The following is a 21,741-nucleotide window of genomic DNA, read 5'->3' as shown; positions in this document are numbered from 1 at the left end:
GGAAAGCGGACGTTCGCCGCGGAGCTAACCGGCCTGTGCGGTTTTCCGCTCAGGTCCGGTGGAGTGATGGGTTCAGCCTAAGCACGGGTAGACCTGCTAGTGATACTTAAGCATCTGTTCAATGGTTGCGCGATGGCATTTTCGAAACTTCTTTCCGCTGCCGCATGGGCATTTTGTTGTGTTGTCGCTTGTCATGAGTATTAGTTTCAGCGACAGTCGCTGCTTTTCTTTTGCTAGGCGTTCTAGTGCCACGGCGTCCTCTCCTTGGACCATCACTGGCCCAGAAGACACCGGATATTTGATTTTGATTGTGTGTTCAGCGGCGTCCACATCAATCAACCGAAGAACCTCTGGCCGCGTAGAGAGGGGAACTCGTTTCGCGGGCATTCTTGCCATTGGATCGTCGAAGTCGAAATAAATTCTCGGATCAGGCAAGAACAGAAGCCTGCTGTCACCATACTTGGATGGGGTTACACAGCGTAGGCGATCCTCGTTCTTAACAACAGCGTGACCAATGCAGTCGATGAGTACTCCATCCCACACGCACACTTCCCACCCGAGCACCAGTTCACCCGGGTTTTCGGCCAGGAATTGCCGGACGTTGAATGTGCATTTGTTAATTCTCGCGCCTTCGAAAGGGCGCCGTTCAACAAATATAGGGGTTCCCCCTGGAACTAGACGCGTGCATCCGGCTGAAATGGCCGGCGTCACCTGGTCGGGTGATCTTGTCGTGACAAGCGTTAGCGGCTGCATGGTCAATAGGCCCAACGTTGAAAATCACCGGACGAAGGCAAGCGCAGCTTGCCGGAGGTCCGGTGAATTGGAATGTTAGGCAGCCTTTGCTTTGGATGCACGCTGAATCTCGAGAGCACGTTGACGGCCAGAAGATGTAAGGGAACCCTCGGATGGATAAGCCAAGTCTCCATAAAGGCGTCACACCACCAAGCCGCTCATCGACAAGTTCCTCAAGCGAGAGCCCGCCGCGTAAATGGGGGTTCTAAGCCGGAGACCTTTGACAAGCCCTTGCAGGAAGTCATTCTTACGGACTCAAATCGCAAGACTCGCGCACCTGATCAAACCGGTTTGTCTCCATGGCCAGCAGTAGCTGGCCCAAGAAAAGGGAAAACATCATGTCCGTACTCAACAAGACGGCCATCCTTCCACCCTACAACCTGGCGACCAGCCGCTGTCGCGTTGGCAGCAGCACGTTGACCAGCAAGCCGAGCTGTGTACAACAGTGTATTCAAAGGAAGGTTGGTGAGCTTTTTCTTCACACAGACGAGACTACCTTTGCTCCTCTTTGTCGTCAAACTACGCCGTCCATGCCGGCGTGACGAGCAGGTGAATCCAGAACTCGCGCAGGATCTGCTTTCCGGTCCATTTCCAACTTTCGAAACGCATCGATCGGTTTGCCCCCGGAAAAAACTGAATGTTAGACGCCGTACAAGTTCCGGCAGGCGAGGTGGTAATCGGCGTATCCGGGCAAAGTCTGGATTTTCCTTCGGATTTTCCTGCGCCTTTGGGCGAGGGAAAGATTCGGATCCAAAAGGGCAGCCAACGCGGGATCTCCGGATTTCGCTGCGCGCCACTCGCCGATGAGGACCTTCGTCTTGTCGACCACGTCAGCGTGTGCCGCGTCCGATGGGTCGAACTTCGGGGTCACGCCGAACGGCAGCGTATGGACGTGCCGGGCGCCGAACTGGCCCCGGGGTTGGAATTCCTTGATTACGTCGTTGAGCGCTTCGCTGTTGAGCAGTCCGGTAAGGTAGATCGCTTCGTCTTCGGTTTCGACTCCGGCACAGTAGAGCGTCTGGTCGATGATGAGCTTGCCGTTGGCGTTGACCGACGCCGCCGGAACGTAACCGGAACACGGATTATCTCCGCCTGCACCGGTGAATACCAGCCAGCCCGAAGAGGGGACCGACTGGTTCGCGAGCTTCCGTCTGGCCGTGTCGATTTTCGCGAAGAACTCCGCGGGACCGGTGCCGGCGCCCGCAGCTGCGAAAATCCGGTCGAAGGCCTGCTTCGCTGTCGGTTGGGTCGCCAGCCTCGTGGAGGTCACCGGCGTCCAGGCGCCGGAAGGGTTCCGTTCGATCGGAAGGAAGCCCTTGGCCGGAGAAACGACGTCGAATGCCGTAAGGTGGTTCGACATGAGCACGTCGAACACGTAGTGGTCGGGAACGACGCAGGACGGCAACGCGAAATCCTTGCTCTTATGGGCGCCCGTTACGAGGTATTTCAATTTGCTCGCCTGGCGGTCGATCGGCCCGAGCGAAAACTTGCCTCCGGCGAGAGGGGCGGTTTCGTGGAAAACGAGCGTCCTCGGCATCACGTCGGCACCTTGGCGGAAATCCGCCGGCTGGAAGAATCCGCGACCTCCGGTACCAACGGTCGGCTTGTCGCTCCACGCGATACGGCTGCCCTGGACGATTTCCCTGAACGAAGAACCGGAGTTGCCGCCCGGGAAAACCGTTTTCCCCCGAATCGGCGCAACCGCGAACGATGCCCGGCGTTCCTTTTTGGCGAACAGCACTATCGCTTCGTTCTTGAAAGTCCCTTTTTCAACCCGCCAAAGCTCTTCCACGGCGAGCAGCACGGGCCGGCCGCCGTTCATGAACGCGCCTGTCCGGAACGGGTTGTGGTGGTGTCCGCTCAGAACCGTTTCGGGCAGGACGCACCCGATCGCACCGGACGGGCGGAGATAGCGTTCCGCTGCGTGGAGCAGGAATATCGTCGCGAGTTCGATGTGGAGGTGCGAAGGCCCCGGCGGCTTGATCCCGTAAGCTTCGGCCCGTTTCCGGAGGACCGCCTTATAGGGGTTGTCCGCGATCTTGCTTAGCGCGAGCCAGGGCGGATTGGAAACGACCCCGTTGAAAAGACCGGTAACGAGCCCCGGCCTGTAGCTGTTCCGGAGAACGAAGGCCCAGATTCCGTTCCGTCCGTCGCGTTGCAGGGTGTCCAAAGCGTCGACCAGTTCGCTACAGAACGCGAGTGCCGATGCTTTCCCGTCGGCAGTCAGCGACAAACCGGCGTTCTGTTCGGACTCGTCGAGAAGGGCGGCGAGATCTTCCTCGGAATACGACGGGGAGGGTTCCGCGGCGCTGGCCATGGCCACAGAATACCCTCCGTTGAGAAGCGCGTCGAAAAGGGCGCGGTGCTCGGGGGAGACGAGGAACGATGGAAGGACGACGGTGCGGTCGTCGAGAACGAGCTCGTATCGGTCGGAACCGGTTTCCTCGTCCACCTTTTTCGATAGTGGGGTGGCGGCGAAGAGGGAATCCGCGTGGTAAATGGGAATCGAAACTTGGAAGGAGCCGAAAGGCTCCAGGCTGTCTCGGGCCGCAACGACCCAGCCGACTTTCGCGAGCATCACCGCCAGCGGGTCTATGTCGAATCCCGTAATCGAATGCGCGAGACGGGTTACGTAGGCGGCGTCCTTCGGAGCCCCGGAAGCCGAGAGCCGACGCTCGGCGAGCTTGACGGCTTCGACGATCATCGCGCCAGATCCGCAGCACATGTCGACAAGCCGGGGATCTTCGTTTTCAGGAAGGGATTCGAACGTACGGCCGACGACTTCGGCAGCCAGCCATGCGGGCGTCCATTCCTGTCCCAACAGCAGCCGCTGCGAGCGTTTTGCAAGTTGAGCCATCGTGCCGCCGAAAAGATCCTCGGAGGGAGGGGAGTTAAAATCGTAGGCTCGCAAGTCGTCCTGGATGTCTATCGCTACGGGTACCAGGGCGGAAACGTGGGGTTCTTCGTTCAGCCAACCGAAATAGTCATATTCGACCAGGTTGGCGAGGCCTTTGATCTTGAAATGGGCACCATCCAGTATCGTCCGGATTTCCGAGTCGTCGCTCACGAGGGCGCGTTTTTCGATAACGTTCGCGCAGAGAAGCTTGGCCAAGGTAAGGAGATAGAGCTCCCTGACATAGACTTCGCGGTCGAAGCCTCCGGCGGCGCCGTTGTCGCCCAAATAGGCTACGAAGTCCTTCCAAAGCTTTTCGATGAGGCCGGCGTACTTCCGATTGGATGCGAATGCGCCGTCGACGAGGGAGCGTATCGGGTCGATGTGTCGATCGCAGAACGCGCTTTCGAAGCCGAGATCTCGCGCCAGGGTTTCGGCACCGAGCGGCCTTGCCCCTTCGCGGCCAAGGTAACGGAGCAAGAATTCAACCAACGAAACTGCGGTGCGATCGTCAGGGACCGTGACGTTGAGGGACCCGATTTCCTCAAGTTCCAAATGTTCGCGTCCGTAGACGGTCTTCGCTGCCGGATCCGTTTCCGCTATCGAAGTTATCCTGTAAGCCCGCCAACGCACCGTATCGGAGAGGACGCCTATCACTAAGTCCGGTGGGGAACCCCGGTTCAGGAGGCCGGCACAGTAGTCCTTGACTTGGTCGAGGCCGTGGTCGAACAGGGTGTTTCGCGACAGGTCCTTCTCGTATTCGATAGCTGTAAGCCCGACCAGCGCGTCGACGAACCCGCTGGACGTTTTTCCGTCCTTGGAGAAACGGACGTGCTGTTCGGCTCCCCGTCCGTGGTACTCGACCCACCACGGCAATTTGGGAAACATCCGCTGCAGGTGGGCTTCGAAACGCTGTTGAATCACGCGCTCGGATTCCCCGTCAGAGATGAGCGCGAGGGCGTCCGCCATGCAGGCTTTGACGGCGGCGATATCGTAATTGTTTTTCATTCGGTCAGCTTTTATTGATGTTTCGCGCTCTTCCGGCCGATCCGTTCGCGCCGTAGGCGTGAATTCTCCATGATTTGCTCCAGTTCGGCATATTCCTTTTTCATGGCCAGCCGGCCGAGAAGGGATGAGACGACGAGCTCGTCTATGTTCCGGAGGACGTCTTCCCCGCCGGCCAAGGCCGCCCCTAGAACGGAAAGCCGATTCCAACCCGCGACGTCCAATTCGGGAATTGGAAGGCGGCGAATATGGGCCGCCTCTATTTTCAACGCTCCTCCGCCCATCACCGAGGCGGACTCCTCCAGGGCGGACCGACACCAGGACGAATTGAGCAGCGCCAACAGGGACCAGGCGTTGGCCAGAGAGCCTTGCGGACAGGTTAGAGTGGAGAAGTTCGCGTCTACGACCGGCCGGCCGGGACCGTTCAGGTACGTTTTCGGCGAACTGCCGTTCACTCGCGGAATAAGCAGATCCGGCCTGTGCCGGTTTGCGAAGTCGGGCAGCATGTACCAGAAACGGGGCGGCGTTTCCGTCGCCGGGGAACCTTTCCTGACGTTCGGAGAAACTGCGGATAGCTCGGGAATTTTTTTACCGTCGAAATCCAAGGCGGCGGCCGTTCGGATGTGGCAGGCCAATGCCGGGGGCATTTCCCGGTACGGAGAATTTCCGCGATCTTCCGGGAGCGCGTACGATTGCAACGCCAACACCGCGCCGCGGAGGGCATCGGAATCCACCTGGTAGCCATCGGGCAATTCGGCCTGTTTCCTCAAAGCCGGAACCAGCGCGTCAGATGGGACTTCGAAAACCGCCCCGCCGAACTGGGCGCCAGAGCGGACCCAGGCGAATCCGCGCCGTGCGGTTCGGTTTTCCACATCGACGTAGAAAAATCCGTTCGCTCCCGTTCGGAGACCTTGGCCGACTTTGACTCCCTGGTCCTCGAGCGTCGTCAGCATTCCCGTCGCCTGGGTTCCGGCCATCCAAACCTCAAGCGCGTGGGGCAGACTATGGCCGGAAACGGTATTCGGGCCGAGAGTGGGTTCCGCTATCGCAAGCCATTTCTGTCTGGTGCATCGGGATAGGGCGTTGTCCGCCAATCGCGAGACGGGCACGCGCTCGGCTTCGATGTGGGCGGTATGGAGGCTCCTTTTCGAAAGTGACAAATCGCGAAGCAATTCGGCGAATTGCCATTCGGGGTCGCCAACGGAACCCTTATGTAATCGCTCGACGAGGCTTTCGGATCCCGCCGCCCCTGACGAGAGACGCACTCTCAAGAAAGTTTCCGCCACGTCCCGATCGAACGCGCCGTCCCTGCGAGGAACGCGTTCGGCGACGAGCAGCGATGTTTTTACCTGCGCGTCCGAAAACCATGCCGCGTCGGCGTCTTCCACGACGTACTTTATGCGAAACCACCTGAGCAGCAGGTATTGGACGATCGCAGAATATTCCCGGCTCAACCAGGACTCGGGCAAGACGACTGCGATTTTGCCACCCGGTGCGCATAGGGCCGCGCACAGTATCCATGCCGGAACGGCGAGGTCTGCCAGTCCGGAATATCCGTTTACCAGATCGGAAAACAGGCGACGGTCTTCGGGATCTAGGCTCGAAGCGGTCTTGACGAATTCGATCAGCCCGGACCGTATCCCCCTGGACGAGGGGAGGGGAAAGTCATTCCCCGCCGCCTTGGCGAGTGATTGGTAGCGAACGTACGGCGGATTCGTAATGACGAGGTCCCATTCGGAGGCCTTCAGGCGGGCCAGGGTTTTCGGATCGAACGCGTTGCCCTGAACGGTTTGGGACCAAGGCGCGCGGGCGGCACATGTTTCCGCCGCGATTGGGTCGATTTCCACCGCGGCGAATTCCGCGGTAGTGGCGCCGTACTCCCGGCAAGCGACGAGCATGTCGCCGCTGCCTGCCATAGGGTCGATGATCGATCGGGCGGAGTCGGCATTCGAAATCGCCGCCAGCAAACGGGCGAGCGGCATGCCGGTAAAATACTGGCCGAGGCGCTTGCGCCTCGCTGTTTCGTCAGTGAACCCTTCGCTGAGTGCTAAGTTTCTCTTGGCGTTCATGGGCCTAATTCCTTAGTGCCGAGTCCGCCCGATCATAGAATTCCTTCGCGCCCATCTCGACTTCCATCCCAAGTTCGAGACAGCGCGACACGAAGCGTGAATAGAGCCTCTGCCTATCGCGTTCCGTTTCGCTTCCGGATTCCGAAGTCCGGAAAATTTCCTCGATCACGTCGTCGGTGGATTTCGCCGGCCCGGACGCGCGATCCGCGCATTTGCTCAGAAGGATGAGCGGATCCCCTTTTACCGATACGGATGAAACCACCTGCTTGAAACTGGCCTGCAGCTTGTCTAGGACGCTCGTCGCGCGGACGCCGAAACCGGCCGTGCCATAGGCGGTCGAGAGTGCCCGCCATACCGACGAGCTCGCGGAGTGGAAAACGACCGTGGCGACGGCCTCGGGTTTCAATACGCGGTAAATCTCTCCGAAGACCTTGGACATCATCGACGAATAGTCCGACACGCTCTTCCCTTGGGCGCCGCTGACGATGATTTCCTCGTTCCGGTCTGTGGTTCGGCCGAGCCAAATCTCGTTGATCTGGTTTATCTCCGCGTAGGGGATGTAGTCGCCAAATGGGGGATCGGTGAAGACGTAATCAACGCTCCCGTCCGGCAGGGCCAGGGAAGCGCTGCTGGCGTTGGTGACGCGGACTTTACTGCCGCTGCCGGAAACGGTCTGGAACGCTTTTTTCAGGGCCGAAGCTTTTCTCCTGAGGCCCTCGAACACGTTCTTTTCCACGGGAAGCCCGCTGACGTAGAGGACTCCGCTTTGCGCTCCCGTTAGTACGAGGTCGGTCTGTCCGGCCTTGACCACAACCCTCGTCATGAGCGTCGAGTGCGAAGAGTTGTAACTGAGGACGACGAGCTTCAGGGCGTCGCGTACGCTTTCTGGAAACGTCCCGACCAGTTCCCACAAGATCGATACCGCACGGAAGTTCCGGGCTGTATAGAAATGGTGCAGATGGGTGATTCCCGTGTGGTATCCCGCGCGGTACAGGTCTCCGCGGAAAATCTCCGCGAGCGGTGCCGACGAGGGTAGCGATGAGGTTTCCGAGACGAGAAAAATCTCGTCGTCCGCCGGAGTCGGGTCCCTGTTCCAATTCCTCGCCGAAGAACGTCCGTAAACTTGGGCTGGTACGCGTTTTTTCCTCTCGATTTCGCGCCCGAGCAGCGGGTCGAACCACTTTTCTACGGCTCTGGTGCACGAGTCGATCTGCTTCGAGACACCGCAACCGCTGCATTCAAAGGAGCTGTCCAGTCGCAACGGGGAACGTCGTATTGCGGCCTTCCAATATGAGGTTTCCTGCCCGCAGTTCGGACAAACGAGGACGTCGGACCAGATGACGTGCCGAATTTTGCCTGGGATTCCTTCAGGATCGAGAGCTTCGTACCCCGCCCCGAAGGCTTCTTCGGCTGCGGCTATGAGTTTCTTTGCGGCTTTGTCGAAATCTTCGGGATCGGGCGGGGCGCATAAGGTCGACGCGACGAAAGAACCGAGCGTGCTCAGCTCGTAAATTTCCGCATTCCGAGGACCCCAGGTTGGCGCAACGCCGAGCTCGGCGGCCATGCGTAGCATTTCGTCCGTAGGTTTGTCGCAAAGCAGGGCTGCGAGTCCGGTGGTTCCGCTCCCGCCGAAAACGTCAAGTACCACCGCGCCCGGGCGGGTATGGGTCGCGATGAAGACGGCAATCGCTTCCGGTGAGATTTTCGTAGGGTACGAGAAGGCGTTGTATAGCGGGCCGGACCGCGACGACGGTAGCGGCTTTGCGTAGAGCGCCTCAAGCGAGTCGAGCGCGTTGTCGCGAGGGGGGGGGGTGCTTATCGCCATCGGCGGGTCGGTCTTTCATGTAAATCGTATTGCCGAGTATCGGTTTTTTGTGCGGATTCGCAAGTCGCGATCACATTTCGATGGCAAACGGAGGATGGTAAGCGAAGTGCCTCCGCACCGCCAATCAATCGGAACCGGAAATGGAGTGTCATCCCGCTCTCACCGGAGGCAGCTCCGACCATTCCGTGGTGTACCGGGGTGACAGATTGCCCCTTTTCATCCGCCAGGCCTTGTTGACGCCTTCGGCCGCCACGCGCATGGTTCCCCGGCCCCACCGGCAGTTGATCGCGTCCATCACGGCCATTAGGCGTCCCGAACGGCCGTGACTTTCCGGGGTGAAGAGTGACGCCTGCGCCATCGACCGGGGCCGGATATCCGAAAGCATGCAGCCGGCCTTCTGGTACGCGAAACCGGGTCGGTAGATTCGCGTCAGGATCCGAATCGCCCAGCGTACGCGACGGGGGGGCATCGATCCGATCATCGTCCAGCGACTCATGCACCATTGCTCGCCAGATAGTCAGATTGTATATACCCAAGCCGAATTTAATGAGGCGCAGGACACGCTGCGCAAGGGCGTAGAGACCTTGCGTCAAAATAACCTGATGGTTCCATCGCAGCAATTAGCGCTGACAAGCGAACTTGATAACTGAGGGACAAAGTTGAAAAGCAAGCTAACGCAGGCGCAAAAGGACGAAATTCAGAGACGAGCGGCGGATGGTGAGATACGTACTGTTATCGCAAAAACGATGGGTATTGCCGTCCACCTTGTCTATGACCGCGCGCCGAAAGTGCCGCCACGTGTTACGCGTGAGCAGAAAATGGAGATCGTAAGACGCGTCGAAAGTGGCGAGACAAAGAACGCTCTCGCGAAGGAGTTCGGCCTATCCAAAGTAACCGTTCAGGATTACACCAAGCACGTCATTCGAAAACTGCCCGAAGTGCCACAAGAGGTCAGAAAGGAAATCATACGCCGCGCAATTGAGGGTGAATCAGCAAAAACGATCGCTCGCGAATTAGGCTACAGCGTCGGAACAGTTGACTATCACATCAAAAATGTCGCCAGCGACTACCAACTTTCTGATGAGCAAACGGCAGCAATATGGCATGCGCGCCAGACTGGTAAGAAATACGGGCAGATTGCCGAGCAACTGAAACTTCCACGACGGGTTATCTATGCGGCATTAGGGATATACAGAAAGAAGAGCACTGATGACGCCCTTCGCGCTCAGGCGATACGCGCTATGGAAATCGTCGCGACAAGGAAGAGAAGCTGCGCAAGATCCATGAGCTGTGCTCATTGGAATACAGCCGGCACAGCCAGGGCGCCCGCGACCTGAGCATAGCCAACATGGCCCGCGTTGCTGAGAGCCATGGACTCTTCAAGGCGCGCACGATCTACAACAAGCAGTCGGAAGACTACGCAGCACTGATCAAGGCGTGGGAAGCCTACAACGGTCCCAAGCCGTCGAAAGCGGTCAAGGCCCAGCTTGCACCAGCTGACAAGCATGCCTTCCTCAAGAAGATTGAAGACCCGGCCGTCCGTAGCCTTTGTCAGATGGCGATCATTGAGCGCGACAAGATTCGCGCCGAACTCAACATGCTCAAGAGCGTGACAGTCGTTCCCATCGACATGAGGCCGTTGGGGGCTGAGATTGCTAAGGGATCAACGAATGTAGCGATAATCGAACCGGCAGCGCAACTCACCGATTCCGAACGCAATGCTCTCGCTGCCGCCATCGATCCCAAGTCCCTGGCTCAGCAAAAGCTGCGTATCGGCGATACCGGGGAGATCGTAGATGAACGCGGGCGCTTCGTCTTCAATCCGGGCTTCGCCACCGCCATCGCCAAAATCCTCGGCAGGAGTGACAGAACGCCAATGCTGGAAGTGAAGGGAAAGCGGGTATGAGCCAATCCAACCAATCCGGCCAGCAACTCGCACGTGACAACCTCGCCAAGTTCCAATCGTGGATCGCTGAGCGCGAGGTCACCAACGACTGGCACGACTACCTGCGAGGCGACAAGCTCAACCGCAGCGAGATTGCCGCCGAATGCGACTTCTCCCTGTCGGTCATGCGTCAGAACCCGGCCGTCAAGGAGGCTCTGGAGGCCCTGGAGAGTCGATTGACAACCCTTGGCCTCACCCAACCCCTAAGAACCGCTCCTGACGCTTCCAATGAGGCCGCAGCCGCCTCCGAGAAAGTCATCGACAAGCGGATCATGGCCGCCAAGGGTCGCGCGGAAGCGCGGGTCAAGGCGCTGGAAGAACAGAACGCCAGCCTCAAGGCCGAAGTCGCCAGCTTGCGTGAGCGGTTGCGCCGCTTCGAGCATCTGGATGCTCACCTTTCTCGTACCGGAAGGCTGCTGCCCGCATGAACGCCCGGCTCACCCCGCCGATGGTGAATGTCAGCCTGCGCATCACGTCGATCCGCAGTCGCGGCAAGGCCGGTGGTGCCGTGTTCGCCGGCGTGACCGATGGCGCAGAGCACTACGCCGTCGTCTCCGACTACCGCCTCCTTCCGGATGCTAGCCTGATAGAGAAGGGTCAGGTTTGGCTCATCGAGGGGCCGGTGACGATGCGCAGCGCGACCGTCGGCAGTACCGCCATCCTCCGGCATGAGCAGGTCATCAACGCCACCGCCGCCGAGATGCTGCGACCCACCGGGCGCAACATGATCGATTGGATCGCCAACTGCCCCGACTGTGCCGGGATCGGGCAGGTCAAGGCCAGACGGCTGTATGACCGCTTCGGTCCCGATCTGGCTGACCTCATTGAAGACCGCGACCTGGAGGCCCTGACCCAGATCATCAGCGCGGAAGCCGCTGAGCTGCTATGCAACGCCTTCGACAAGTTCAAGGTTGCCAATGCCCTGCTCTGGCTGGATCGCGCGGGCATGAGCCGCAAGATGGGCCAGAGCGTCGTCAGCTACTGGAAGGGCGAGGCGCAGGAGAAGATCGAGGCCAACCCCTATGCCCTGATCTCCTTCGAGGCCGACTGGAAGAAAGTCGATACCTTTGTCCGCACCCGCCTCGGCATCGCCGAAGACGATCCCCGCCGCCTCGCCGGAGCGGTCGAGGACGTGCTGTACGGCAGCATGAGGCACGGCCACACCTGCCTCCCCGAGAGCGAGGCCCGCACACGCCTGTCCCGGCTTCTGGACAGCGCTGAGCTGGCCGAGCGGGCGCTGAATCCTTTGCCACAAAATGATCCCCAATCGGAGGATGTATCTGGCATTCCATTTCACCGCATTGACGGCCTCCTGCAAGCCCATGGCGCATGGTTGATCGAAAGCTACGTTGCCCGTCGCCTGCACGAAATGGTCGCGGGCGAGGATGAATCAGGACAGTCCGGCCTCTTCGCGCAGATCGCCCCCCACCCCAGGGGCATTGAACAAGTCATTGACGACTATGAGGCCACGCACGGAATCACCCTGTCCGAGGAACAGCGCCTCGCTGTGCGTACCTCGGCCGCCAATCATCTGAGCCTGATCTTGGGTGGAGCCGGCACCGGCAAGACCACCGTGCTCAAGGCGCTGTATGAAGCACTGGGGGATCAGCGTGAGAATATGCCGATCTATCAGCTTGCCTTGGCCGGCCGTGCCGCCCAGCGCATGGCGGAGGCCACCCAACGCGAGGCCATGACCATCGCCGGCTTTCTTGCCGGGATCGAGCCGGGTTCCATCGAAATCGGTAGCGCAGTCGTCGTCGATGAAGTCTCGATGGTCGATGTGATCCTGATGTATCGGTTGTTGCGCCATATCCCCTCGGGTGTGCGCCTGATTCTCGTCGGCGACCCCAGCCAGCTTCCGCCCATCGGCCCCGGACTCGTCCTGCATGCCTTGGCGGAGCTGCCGAGCATCCCGCAAACCGAACTGAAGGTGGTCAAGCGCCAGAGCAGCGCCAGTGGCATCCCGCAAGTTGCCGCCGCGATCCGCGCCCATCAGGTGCCGGCCTGGGTGGAGTACCAGGGCAAGGGATCAGGGGTGTCCTTCGTGCCCTGCGATGACGCGCGACTTGAGGATACGGTACAGGCCATTTACGAAGACTTGGGCGGCAATGGCACTGACTACGCCGTGCAAATCCTCTCCATCACCAACGCCAACCTGGGCGGGGTGAAGAACCTCAATGTCGCCCTGCACAATCGCTATCAGGCCGATGGCGAGGTGGTCATGGCGCTGGACGCCGAGTACGGCAACGTCGCCGCCAATACGCTCGACCGCATACCTCTGTGCGTGGGCGATTTAGTCATCTTCACCGAAAACAACTACAAGCTTGGCCTGCGCAATGGCAGTCTCGGGCGCATTGTCGGAGCGTTGCCGGTCAGCGAACCGGATGACCCCTGCTGCCGCTGCATGTTTGAAGGCGGTGAGTACCTGCTTGACTCCACCCAGGTCCAGACTCTCAGCCACAGCTACAGCATCACGGTGCACAAGAGTCAGGGGAGCCAGTTCACGCGGGTGATCGTGCCGATCCGCAAGTCTCGCTTGCTTGACCAAACCCTGATCTACACAGCAGTCACCCGGGGCGTCGATCAGGTGGTGCTGGTGGGAGATCTGGATGCTACGAACGCCTCCATCAAAGCCCCAGCCACCGCCGCTCGTCGGAATGTGATGTTGCCGAGATTGCTGACCAAGGGACTGAAATGAGCGACGGGCTGTCAAGGGACCGTGGAATAAATAGGAGGGGCCCGCTTGCGGGAGGAAGCCTGTTTATGCCGCGAAAGCCCTTGACTGAACGACGCGACCCAACGCTCCCGGCTGCTGGGGTGGGTTGGTTTTTAACCCGCCCCGGCTGCCCCACGGCGAGTGCGGGGTTTGGGGCAGCGCCCCAAGGTCCGGGTACGGCCACAACCGGACTTTCAGTCTGTTCGGGTTGCGGCCATTCAACGGGCTGCTCCACTTTAAAAGCTGCCGGATCGCCAATTCGAGCTTCTCGGCCAATCCGGCCGTTCGAATCACTTCACTCTTCGGTCAGCAAACTGCTGGTTACCTGCCGCGCAGTAAGCAGAAGCGAGGAACGGCAGCATTTATATCTAACAAACTCTGCTTCGACAGAAAAACCAAGTAACGTTGGTGCGAAAGCGACGGGCACCTCTCTCCCTGACCATTTCCGGCGAAAAGCTTTCAAAAATGTAACGCGGGGGTCAGCGTCCTGTTGGTATCGGACTCCTAAGATGACATCACGGTTGGACGAAATGAGTCCGACACGATTAACCCGATGTCACAAGGAGAGAACCATGAAAACGAAATTTTCCCAATTAGCCCTGATCGCTGCGATCAGCCTCGCTGCAGCTGGAACGAGCTACGCTCACGAGGATTATTCCGAGGCCGGCACCAACCATTGGCTGAGCCACGTTTCAGAAACCAAGAGCGCACCGACGGCAAATCAACTGGCTTCGTTTGGTTACACGGCCACGAAAAACGCCGACCGAGAGGTCACTCTGTCCAGCGGTAGCAAATATCTGAACGTCACGCGTCTGGAGACCATCAAGATCAACGTCGCTGGCAAGAGCGTCGTCTGGACCTTCGACACGCTGGGGACCGCGCCGTTTCCACTTTCCAAGATCATATCGGGAGCCGACGGCATCACCGTCTACGTGACCGAAAACCCTGCCTATCAGGGCGGCTGATCAACCTGACGGCTAGGTGATGCAATTGTCACCCAGCCGTTGGCAAATTGTCAGGATCGAATCCTTAATATTGATATCGCAGTACAACAGCACCTATTCATGAGGAGATGAAAATGTTCAAGAAGATGCTCGCAATCGTGGCCCTGAGTTCCCTGGGTGTTACCGCCTACGCAGTTGATGCTTCTCAAGTCGAGAAGTCCATTGAGTTGAAGGACGGTTCGACTGTTTATATTTTCAAAGACGGCAAGATGGGTATGGAAGACAAATATGGTCGCGCAACCTATATGGAATCTGGCCATGTGATGGAAACCAAGGACGGCAAAAAAATCATCATGAACGGAAACGAAATCTGGCGTGTTGACGAATTGCTGCACAAATACCATCGCGGTTAATTTCCCGCATCACTCGAATTCGGCGGCTCCTTTGGGAGCCGTTTTCATTTTGAAGTACCGTTCAAGCATCGCCTTCAATTCCTGACTCCATTGGGCATGATCTCTGGATTGGCCTTGTGCGTATAGCACCGGAGCAACCTGCCGGAAAACGGCATGAATCTTTGGATCGAAATGCTGGTCATCTTCCCGTTCCATGATGCTCAACGTCTCTTCCAATGACAAGGCTGGTTTATACGGGCGAACAGAGGTCAATGCGTCGAACACGTCGACCAGGGCAAAAATCCGTGCGGCCAACGGTATTGCCTCGCCAATGAGCCCATCCGGATACCCTTTCCCGTCGAAGCGTTCGTGATGATGCCGGATGGTCTTCTCTGCGCCAGCCAGCCAGGGATTGCCGGCGACGATCTCGATGCCGAGCATGGCGTGGGTCTTCATGACCTGAAATTCTTCGCTGGTCAGCCGTCCCGGTTTCAACAGAATCTGATCCGGAATGCCGATTTTTCCAACGTCGTGCAGAAAGGCGCCCAGCACCAGTTCGGCAATGGTTTCCTTGCCAACACCCAGTGCTTCGGCAAGTGAGACCGCATAGCAGGTAACCCGGTAGTTATGGGCGTCGGTATCTGCGTCACGCTTGGCGATGGCGTTTCCAAGGGAGCGCAGCAGCGAAAGATTGGATTCCAGGAGTCGAGACGACAATGCCACCGTTTGGCCCAGCAATCCCGACATTAACGGGTAAAGCAACAGCGCTGCCGCGAATACTGATATCGAGGCCGTCAGCGCAGCCCCGCGAATCTGTTGTTCTCTCTCTTGCAGTGCCGAGCGGGACACCAGGCTGATTCCCTCGACATAGCCTGCAAGACGGCCATCACTGGTGGTCATCGGCAGAATGACCTGAACCAGTTCTTCGCCAGCCACCGAAAATCGTTTGCTATGGCTGCCTGGAGCTGGCGGCCATGGATGGCGCTGTTGTCGGGCGATCTCTTTCAGCGACTCGGGGAGTGACCGCCAAGCATCAAACACCATCTCCGTATTGGGCGAAAAAACTCGAATCCCGACAAACTCATCGGTCAGCAACTGCGAAATCGCGGAATGGCTATCTCCTTTATCCCCGCCGACCGCCATTTGCATGGCGGGCGACTCGAAATGCCTGACCCCCGCTATGGCGCGTTCAAGGGTGCGCTGCTCTACGCGATACGATTCGACCCAGTAGGCAAGACCTCCCGCGAGACTGCCAACCAGGAGCGCACCTATACCGAGGCGCCGCGCCAACATGCGGCGCAATTGCCGGTGTGTCTGGGGCAGTTGAATAGCGTTCATTTCAGATTCTGTAGCAGTTCCATGAAGTGCTTGAAGTGGCCGCTGACGCGATCGAGTGAGAATTGGTGCATTAACGAATTTTCAGCCATTTTCTGTCGTTCGACATCCATTTCCACCGTGTTGCCATCAGTAGCCGCTTGGTAAGGTACGTGATACTTTAGTGGGAATGGTGATGTTTGCCCGGTGCCCGAGAGATGTCCGGTAGCCGTGCTCGTCAATGGCAACGATGAGGAGGCACCTTGAACGATTTTGGCAGCCTCTTCAATGTCAATATCAACGGCCTTATAACCTGGAGTATCGGCATTGGCGATGTTCGAGGCCAGGAGTTGCTGCCGATAGACACGAACACCCAGCATTTTCTGCTGAAAATTGTGACCGGCATGACCGCCTTGTCCAACTGTGAAGTGATTGGGATGGGCTGACGCCGTGCTGGAGGCCATTCCGGAAGAATGCCCAGTGTGCCCAACTACCCCGGCACCTTGTCCGCCATGATTGCCATGACTGACCACTGGGTTGTTTGCCTGCTGAACAATCGCCTGATTCAAGGCCTCGGAAAACCCTCCGTTGTTGGCCCCCCCCGAGGACGCACTATGTCCCTCGTGCCCTCCTTGAACAGAAGTAGATGGGGGAATTGCCGGTGGGATAGGAGGGGCTCCAGCCATGACACTGATTACTCGTTCATGATCAGGATGGCCTTCACCGGATCAATCTGGCCGACGCCATGCCATTTCAGATCGCTGTTTGCTACGGCCGGCTTTGCCAGGCATCCATGATTGCATTCGATGATCCAGCGTTTCTGAAGCACCGTTCGACAATAGTTGTAGGTCAGCAGCTTCGGGTCACTGCCGACCGCAAGCGCCAGCGTGCGACATACACATCGATCGCCGTGCTCTGCCGGTTTGTGGATATCCATGACTGAAATGCCGAGGCCTCGATTCCGAGGCCTTTACTGGGCAGTTACTTTCCATCTCGCGGATGGAAATGTTTGCTCTTGTCCTTGGCTGCGTTCGGCTTGTCAGCCTTTGCATCCGGCATGCTTTGCGGCATTCCGGTTTTTTCCTGGACATGGGAATGTGGCTTGGAAGCAGCCTTGTCAGCCTGTCCTTCGGCAGCCTTCGGCGCAGCGGCCTTTTCGTCGGCGAAGACGACGCCGGTCATCGTGGTGCCAGCAAACAGAACGGCGGCAATGAGGGAGGAAACTTTCATGATCTTGACTCCTGAGTTTTGGGGATTTCAACGGTCCGAATCGAATGGACAGATTCAGTTTGTGCTTCTGTCACTGTCAATAGGATGACTTGTTGATTACATTGTTGTCAGGAAGTGTGGCCAAATACGGATTCACCAAATACCCGATTGCGTCGGCAAGCGCATCACGCAATTGCCGTTCGCAACACCCCATCAAAATTCCGTCCTCCAGTGCATCCTGGGCCATCTGGCGAAGTTCATCCAGGTTCTCATTGAGTACCTTGATTTTTTCCGTACAGGCAATGACCTTGCCGGAAGAGTCTTGCCAGCGCACCGACCCCGACGAACTCATCATCGAGTTCACTTTGTCGAATGTTGGGCTAGTACCTGCAAAACCCGGTGCTGGTACTCCATGCTGTCGAGGGTGTATGCCTTCCAATACTCGATGGATAAATTGCCGACTGCAGCCCACCATGCCCCGCTTTGCCCAGGATCATCCAGAGACAGCGATGAAGTTTGCTCAAGGAGTTCCTTGAGCGGGGAAAACTGCGTGGAAACCATCTTTTCCAAACAATCGAGATTCACGCCAACCAACTGGGAAACCAAATGGAAGTCGGGGGATGTGTTGAAAATTGCGAACGAATTGTGTGCGGACATGATTTTCTCCCTGCGGCACGATCAAGGCCCATTGCCTCGTAGGGGGAGTTTGCCTGTGGGTAGCTGTCGCACCCATAACGGGAACATTACAACTCGGTCACTGTTTCGTCAGCTTGTTGCCGTGCTGTTCACTGGGAGCGATTATCTATTGAGTCTGGGCACTTAGCCCCAGAAAGACCTGTTGCCTCCGCTCGAATTCGCCTGCGGAAACCTGCCACTGTGGGTTATGGGGGGAGTTCAGTTCGACAGCGACAATCCGACGCACATAAGCCAGCGCGGATGCCTTGCCTCGCGTAAGCCGCAACAGATCCGGCATTGCCGCATCGAAGGCATCGCGATGATGGTCTCTCAGATCGGTGGTGAGCACCACAAGAATGGCAACGGCATCCTCAAACGGTCGCATTGAATCGTCTTCTTTGGACAGTTTCCCCCCTGATAGTGCTTTGTTTGAAGCATCCGCTATTGGATGCCAACCTTCCGCTGCTCAGCCCGCACATAGGCGGTGACGTGGGCGACGTCGTCCGGCGTCACCCCTTTCACCGGAGCCATGTCGCCAAACTTCCAGTGATGGGCCCGCACACCGTTGGCCACGGCCAACTGGAACGCCGCATCGGCATGATGTGACGGCTCATAGATCTTGTGCAGCAGGGGCGGTCCCTTTTCCGATCCCTTCAAGTCGCCGCCATGACAGCCCGCACAGTGATTGGCGAACAGCGCCTTGCCCGTGCCGGGATTGGGCATTAGGCCGGGACTGGGTTTGGGAATGCTCCAGCCTTGAGCCTGGGCAAGGCTTGGCAGCATGGCCACAACAAGAGCCACAGGAATCCAATGCGAAAGCTTGTGTCTCATTGCTCCATCCCCCGTTTCATTCGCCACTGCTTGACCAGGGCGTAGATGGCGGGGATGACTGCGAGCGTCAGCACCGTCGAGGAAATCATCCCGCCAACCATCGGCGCCGCAATGCGACTCATGACTTCTGAGCCGGTACCGGTACCCCACATGATCGGCAACAGGCCGGCCATGATCGCCACCACCGTCATCATCTTCGGGCGAACCCGCTCCACGGCGCCTTCCATGATGGCCTCGTAGAGATCGTGCAGGGTTGGCGCTTGGTTTTCCGTCCGGCGCTTGGCCTTCAGCGCTTCCCAGGCATGATCAAGGTAAATCAGCATGATCACCCCGGTTTCCGCTGCAACCCCGGCTAGGGCGATGAAGCCCACGGCGACGGCAACGGACAGGTTGTAACCGAGCAACCACATCAACCAGACCCCGCCGACCAGCGCAAACGGCACCGACAGCATGACAATCAAGGTCTCTGTCAGACGTTTGAAGTTCAGGTAAAGCAGCAGAAAGATGATCAACAGCGTCACCGGGACGACGATCTTCATTTTCTCGATCGCACGCTCCATGGATTCGAACTGGCCGCTCCAGGTCGCGTAGTAACCCGGTGGGAATTTGACGTTTTCTGCCACTGCCTTCTTGGCATCCGCGACATAGCCACCGATGTCGCGTTCGCGAATGTCCACGAAGATATAAGCGGAAAGCAACGCGTTTTCAGTCCGGATGCCGGGCGTTCCCTTGGCCACCTCGACGCGGGCCAATTGGCCGAGCGGAATCATTGCCCCCTCCATGGTCGGCACCAGCACCTCACGGGCAATCTGCTGCGGATCGGAACGAAGTTCACGCGGATAGCGCACGGTGACGCCAAACCGTTCGCGCCCCTCGACGGTCGTGGTGACCATCTCGCCGCCCAAGGCCTGGCCGATGACATCCTGCAAATCGCCGACCGCCAACCCGTAGCGGGCCAACTGCGTGCGGTCCGGTTCGATATTCAGGTAAAAACCGCCGGTAATCCGTTCCGCGAAAGCCGAGGTAGTGCCTGGAACTGCCTTGACGACCGTCTCGATTTCGCGGGCCAGTCGTTCCATCTCGTTGAGATCCTTGCCGAACACCTTGATCCCGATTGGCGTCCGGATGCCGGTCGACAGCATGTCGATGCGCGCCTTGATCGGCATCGTCCAAGCGTTCGATACGCCCGGGAACTGCAAGGCCTTGTCCATTTCGGCGATCAGCTTGTCGGTCGTCAATCCAGGGCGCCATTCGGATTCCGGCTTCAGATTGATCACCGTCTCGAACATCTCCGTCGGCGCCGGGTCCGTTGCCGTGTTGGCACGTCCTGCCTTGCCATAAACCGAGGAGACTTCCGGGAAACTCTTGATGATTTTGTTTTGGGTCTGCAACAGTTCCGCTGCTTTGGTGATCGACATTCCGGGCAAGGAGGCCGGCATGTAGAACAACGTGCCTTCATTCAGCGTCGGCATGAACTCGGAACCCAGTTTGCTGGCCGGGTAAATCGAGACCACCAGAGCAAGCAGCGCAGCAACAATGGTGGTCTTTTTCCATTGCATGACGCCGGCGATGATCGGACGATAAGCCCAGATCAGGAAACGATTCACCGGGTTCTTCGATTCCGGCATGATTTTGCCGCGAATGAACAGCATCATCAGCACCGGCACCAAGGTCACCGAAAGCAAAGCCGCGCCCGCCATCGAGAAGGTCTTGGTGTAGGCCAAGGGCGAGAACAGACGTCCTTCCTGGGATTCCAGCGTAAAGACGGGCAGGAAGGAAACGGTGATGATGAGCAGCGAGAAGAACAGCGCGGGGCCGACCTCTTTGCAGGCAGCAATCATTGCCTCGATGCGATCCCCGTGGGTATGGTCCTCCGGCAAACGCTCGATGTGCTTATGGGCGTTTTCGATCATCACAATGGCCGCATCGATCATCGCCCCAATGGCGATGGCGATACCGCCCAGGCTCATCAGATTCGAGTTCATCCCCAGCAAGCGCATCGAAATAAAGGCAATCAGCACCCCGACCGGCAGCATCAGGATGGCCACCAAGGCACTGCGCATGTGCATCAGGAAGACGACGCAGACCAGTGCGACAATAAGACTTTCTTCCGCCAAGGTGCGCGTCAAGGTGTCAATCGCACGGTGAATCAGTTCCGAACGATCATAGACCGTCTGGATCGTCACACCCTCCGGCAGGCCTGCAGAAATCTCGCCGATCTTTTCCTTCAGGTTATGGATGACTTCCAGCGCGTTCTGCCCGTAGCGCGCCATGGCGATACCGGATACCACTTCGCCTTCACCATTCAATTCGGTGAGGCCACGCCGTTCGTCCGGCGCCAGTTCGACGCGGGCAATGTCACGGACCAGGACGGGCGTTCCCCCTTGTGACTTGACCACCAGGTTTTCAATATCAACCGTGCCCCGCAGATAGCCCTTGCCACGTACCATGTATTCAGTTTCCGCCATCTCGACGACACGACCACCGACATCGCGGTTCGACTCCCGAATGACTTTTGAAACCGCCGCCAGCGGAATGCCGTAGGCGCGCAACTTCACCGGATCAACCGTGACCTGGTAGGTCTGGACAAAGCCGCCAATCGAAGCCACTTCGGCGACGCCATGCGCCTTGGTCAGTTGGTAGCGCAGATACCAGTCCTGCAGCGTCCGCAGTTCGGCCAGCGTCTTGTCCTTGGCGAGCAGCGCGTATTGATAGACCCAACCGACGCCCGTGGCGTCCGGACCGATTTGCGGTGTGACGCCCTTGGGCATGCGGCCGGCGGCAAAGTTGAGGTATTCCAGCACACGGGACCGCGCCCAATAAATGTCCGTACCGTCTTCAAAGATGATGTAGACGAAGGACGCGCCGAAGAAGGAGAAGCCGCGCACGACCTTGGACTTCGGTACCGACAACATGGCCGTTGTCAGCGGATAGGTCACCTGATCCTCAACTACTTGCGGTGCCTGCCCGGGATATTCGGTGTAGACAATGACCTGTACGTCTGAGAGATCAGGCAAGGCGTCGAGCGGCGTTTTCATGACCGCAACGACACCGCCGACAATGACGAAAAGTGTAGCCAGGAGGACGAGGAAGCGGTTGCGTCCCGACCATTCGATGATTTTGGCGAGCAT

Annotated in this window: 20 protein-coding genes and 1 pseudogene; 6 read left to right on the top strand and 15 right to left on the bottom strand. The window is 58.3% G+C overall.

Features of this window, described 5'->3' with window-relative positions:
- Window positions 1-96: 96 nt before the first annotated feature.
- From KIG99_RS20925 to KIG99_RS20915, 6 genes and pseudogenes are all read right to left on the bottom strand, one after another.
- Window positions 97-195, bottom strand: a complete 99-nt coding sequence (locus KIG99_RS20925) for an SEC-C metal-binding domain-containing protein (RefSeq protein ID WP_226461991.1) — start codon at window positions 193-195, stop codon at window positions 97-99.
- 1,237 nt (window positions 196-1,432) lie between these two features.
- Window positions 1,433-4,693: a hypothetical protein gene (locus KIG99_RS20305; protein ID WP_226461928.1), complete on the bottom strand. Its 3,261-nt coding sequence runs from the start codon at window positions 4,691-4,693 to the stop codon at window positions 1,433-1,435.
- A gap of 11 nt (window positions 4,694-4,704) precedes the next feature.
- Entirely contained in the window at window positions 4,705-6,759 is a 2,055-nt protein-coding gene (locus KIG99_RS20300) for an N-6 DNA methylase (protein WP_226461927.1), read from the bottom strand.
- A 4-nt stretch (window positions 6,760-6,763) separates the two neighbouring features.
- Window positions 6,764-8,323: a hypothetical protein gene (locus KIG99_RS20295; RefSeq protein WP_226461996.1), complete on the bottom strand. Its 1,560-nt coding sequence runs from the start codon at window positions 8,321-8,323 to the stop codon at window positions 6,764-6,766.
- A gap of 42 nt (window positions 8,324-8,365) precedes the next feature.
- A pseudogene (locus tag KIG99_RS20920) lies at window positions 8,366-8,584 on the bottom strand (DNA methyltransferase); the annotation flags it as partial.
- A 148-nt stretch (window positions 8,585-8,732) separates the two neighbouring features.
- Window positions 8,733-8,888 carry a DUF4113 domain-containing protein gene (locus KIG99_RS20915; protein ID WP_404817914.1) on the bottom strand — a complete coding sequence of 52 codons (156 nt, stop codon included), beginning with the start codon at window positions 8,886-8,888 and terminating at the stop codon, window positions 8,733-8,735.
- A 355-nt stretch (window positions 8,889-9,243) separates the two neighbouring features.
- On the opposite strand from KIG99_RS20915, the gene KIG99_RS20280 reads away from it, so the two are divergent.
- From KIG99_RS20280 to copK, 6 genes are all read left to right on the top strand, one after another.
- Window positions 9,244-9,921, top strand: a complete 678-nt coding sequence (locus KIG99_RS20280; RefSeq protein ID WP_226461926.1) for a LuxR C-terminal-related transcriptional regulator — start codon at window positions 9,244-9,246, stop codon at window positions 9,919-9,921.
- Complete coding sequence (gene gmtX, locus KIG99_RS20275) at window positions 9,882-10,490, top strand: gamma-mobile-trio protein GmtX (protein ID WP_264180623.1); 609 nt, start codon at window positions 9,882-9,884, stop codon at window positions 10,488-10,490. Before KIG99_RS20280 ends, gmtX begins: the two co-directional genes overlap by 40 nt.
- Window positions 10,487-10,957 carry a VPA1267 family protein gene (locus tag KIG99_RS20270; protein WP_226461924.1) on the top strand — a complete coding sequence of 157 codons (471 nt, stop codon included), beginning with the start codon at window positions 10,487-10,489 and terminating at the stop codon, window positions 10,955-10,957. Before gmtX ends, KIG99_RS20270 begins: the two co-directional genes overlap by 4 nt.
- Window positions 10,954-13,227 carry an AAA family ATPase gene (locus KIG99_RS20265; RefSeq protein ID WP_226461923.1) on the top strand — a complete coding sequence of 758 codons (2,274 nt, stop codon included), beginning with the start codon at window positions 10,954-10,956 and terminating at the stop codon, window positions 13,225-13,227. Before KIG99_RS20270 ends, KIG99_RS20265 begins: the two co-directional genes overlap by 4 nt.
- 590 nt (window positions 13,228-13,817) lie before the next feature.
- On the top strand, window positions 13,818-14,210 hold the full coding sequence (locus KIG99_RS20260; protein ID WP_027458812.1) for a CzcE family metal-binding protein: 393 nt from the start codon (window positions 13,818-13,820) through the stop codon (window positions 14,208-14,210).
- A 113-nt stretch (window positions 14,211-14,323) separates the two neighbouring features.
- Complete coding sequence (copK, locus tag KIG99_RS20255) at window positions 14,324-14,602, top strand: periplasmic Cu(I)/Cu(II)-binding protein CopK (RefSeq protein WP_027458813.1); 279 nt, start codon at window positions 14,324-14,326, stop codon at window positions 14,600-14,602.
- 9 nt (window positions 14,603-14,611) lie between these two features.
- Here copK and KIG99_RS20250 read toward each other — a convergent pair whose 3' ends face one another.
- From KIG99_RS20250 to KIG99_RS20210, 9 genes are all read right to left on the bottom strand, one after another.
- Window positions 14,612-15,919 (bottom strand): HD-GYP domain-containing protein, encoded by a 1,308-nt coding sequence (locus tag KIG99_RS20250; protein ID WP_027458814.1) that lies wholly within the window; start codon window positions 15,917-15,919, stop codon window positions 14,612-14,614.
- The gene (flgB, locus tag KIG99_RS20245; protein ID WP_226461922.1) at window positions 15,916-16,464 is read right to left on the bottom strand and encodes a flagellar basal body rod protein FlgB; all 549 of its coding nucleotides are present in this window, start codon (window positions 16,462-16,464) and stop codon (window positions 15,916-15,918) included. Before flgB ends, KIG99_RS20250 begins: the two co-directional genes overlap by 4 nt.
- Before the next feature lie 125 nt (window positions 16,465-16,589).
- The gene (locus KIG99_RS20240; protein WP_027458823.1) at window positions 16,590-16,832 is read right to left on the bottom strand and encodes a hypothetical protein; all 243 of its coding nucleotides are present in this window, start codon (window positions 16,830-16,832) and stop codon (window positions 16,590-16,592) included.
- A gap of 44 nt (window positions 16,833-16,876) precedes the next feature.
- Entirely contained in the window at window positions 16,877-17,125 is a 249-nt protein-coding gene (locus KIG99_RS20235) for a hypothetical protein (protein WP_027458824.1), read from the bottom strand.
- 76 nt (window positions 17,126-17,201) lie between these two features.
- Window positions 17,202-17,459: a hypothetical protein gene (locus KIG99_RS20230; RefSeq protein WP_226461921.1), complete on the bottom strand. Its 258-nt coding sequence runs from the start codon at window positions 17,457-17,459 to the stop codon at window positions 17,202-17,204.
- Window positions 17,460-17,464: 5 nt separating this feature from the next.
- Window positions 17,465-17,761: a hypothetical protein gene (locus tag KIG99_RS20225; RefSeq protein ID WP_027458825.1), complete on the bottom strand. Its 297-nt coding sequence runs from the start codon at window positions 17,759-17,761 to the stop codon at window positions 17,465-17,467.
- A gap of 145 nt (window positions 17,762-17,906) precedes the next feature.
- Window positions 17,907-18,164 (bottom strand): hypothetical protein, encoded by a 258-nt coding sequence (locus KIG99_RS20220; protein WP_226461920.1) that lies wholly within the window; start codon window positions 18,162-18,164, stop codon window positions 17,907-17,909.
- Between the two features lie 56 nt (window positions 18,165-18,220).
- A complete protein-coding gene (locus KIG99_RS20215) occupies window positions 18,221-18,610 on the bottom strand; it encodes a c-type cytochrome (RefSeq protein ID WP_027458827.1) in 390 nt (129 codons plus the stop codon).
- Complete coding sequence (locus tag KIG99_RS20210) at window positions 18,607-21,741, bottom strand: efflux RND transporter permease subunit (protein WP_226461919.1); 3,135 nt, start codon at window positions 21,739-21,741, stop codon at window positions 18,607-18,609. The genes KIG99_RS20215 and KIG99_RS20210 overlap by 4 nt, the downstream gene beginning before the upstream one ends.

It is taken from the genome of Quatrionicoccus australiensis (assembly GCF_020510425.1).
Classification (GTDB): Bacteria; Pseudomonadota; Gammaproteobacteria; order Burkholderiales; family Rhodocyclaceae; genus Azonexus; species Azonexus australiensis_A.
This window is presented reverse-complemented; position numbering and strand designations above follow the sequence as displayed.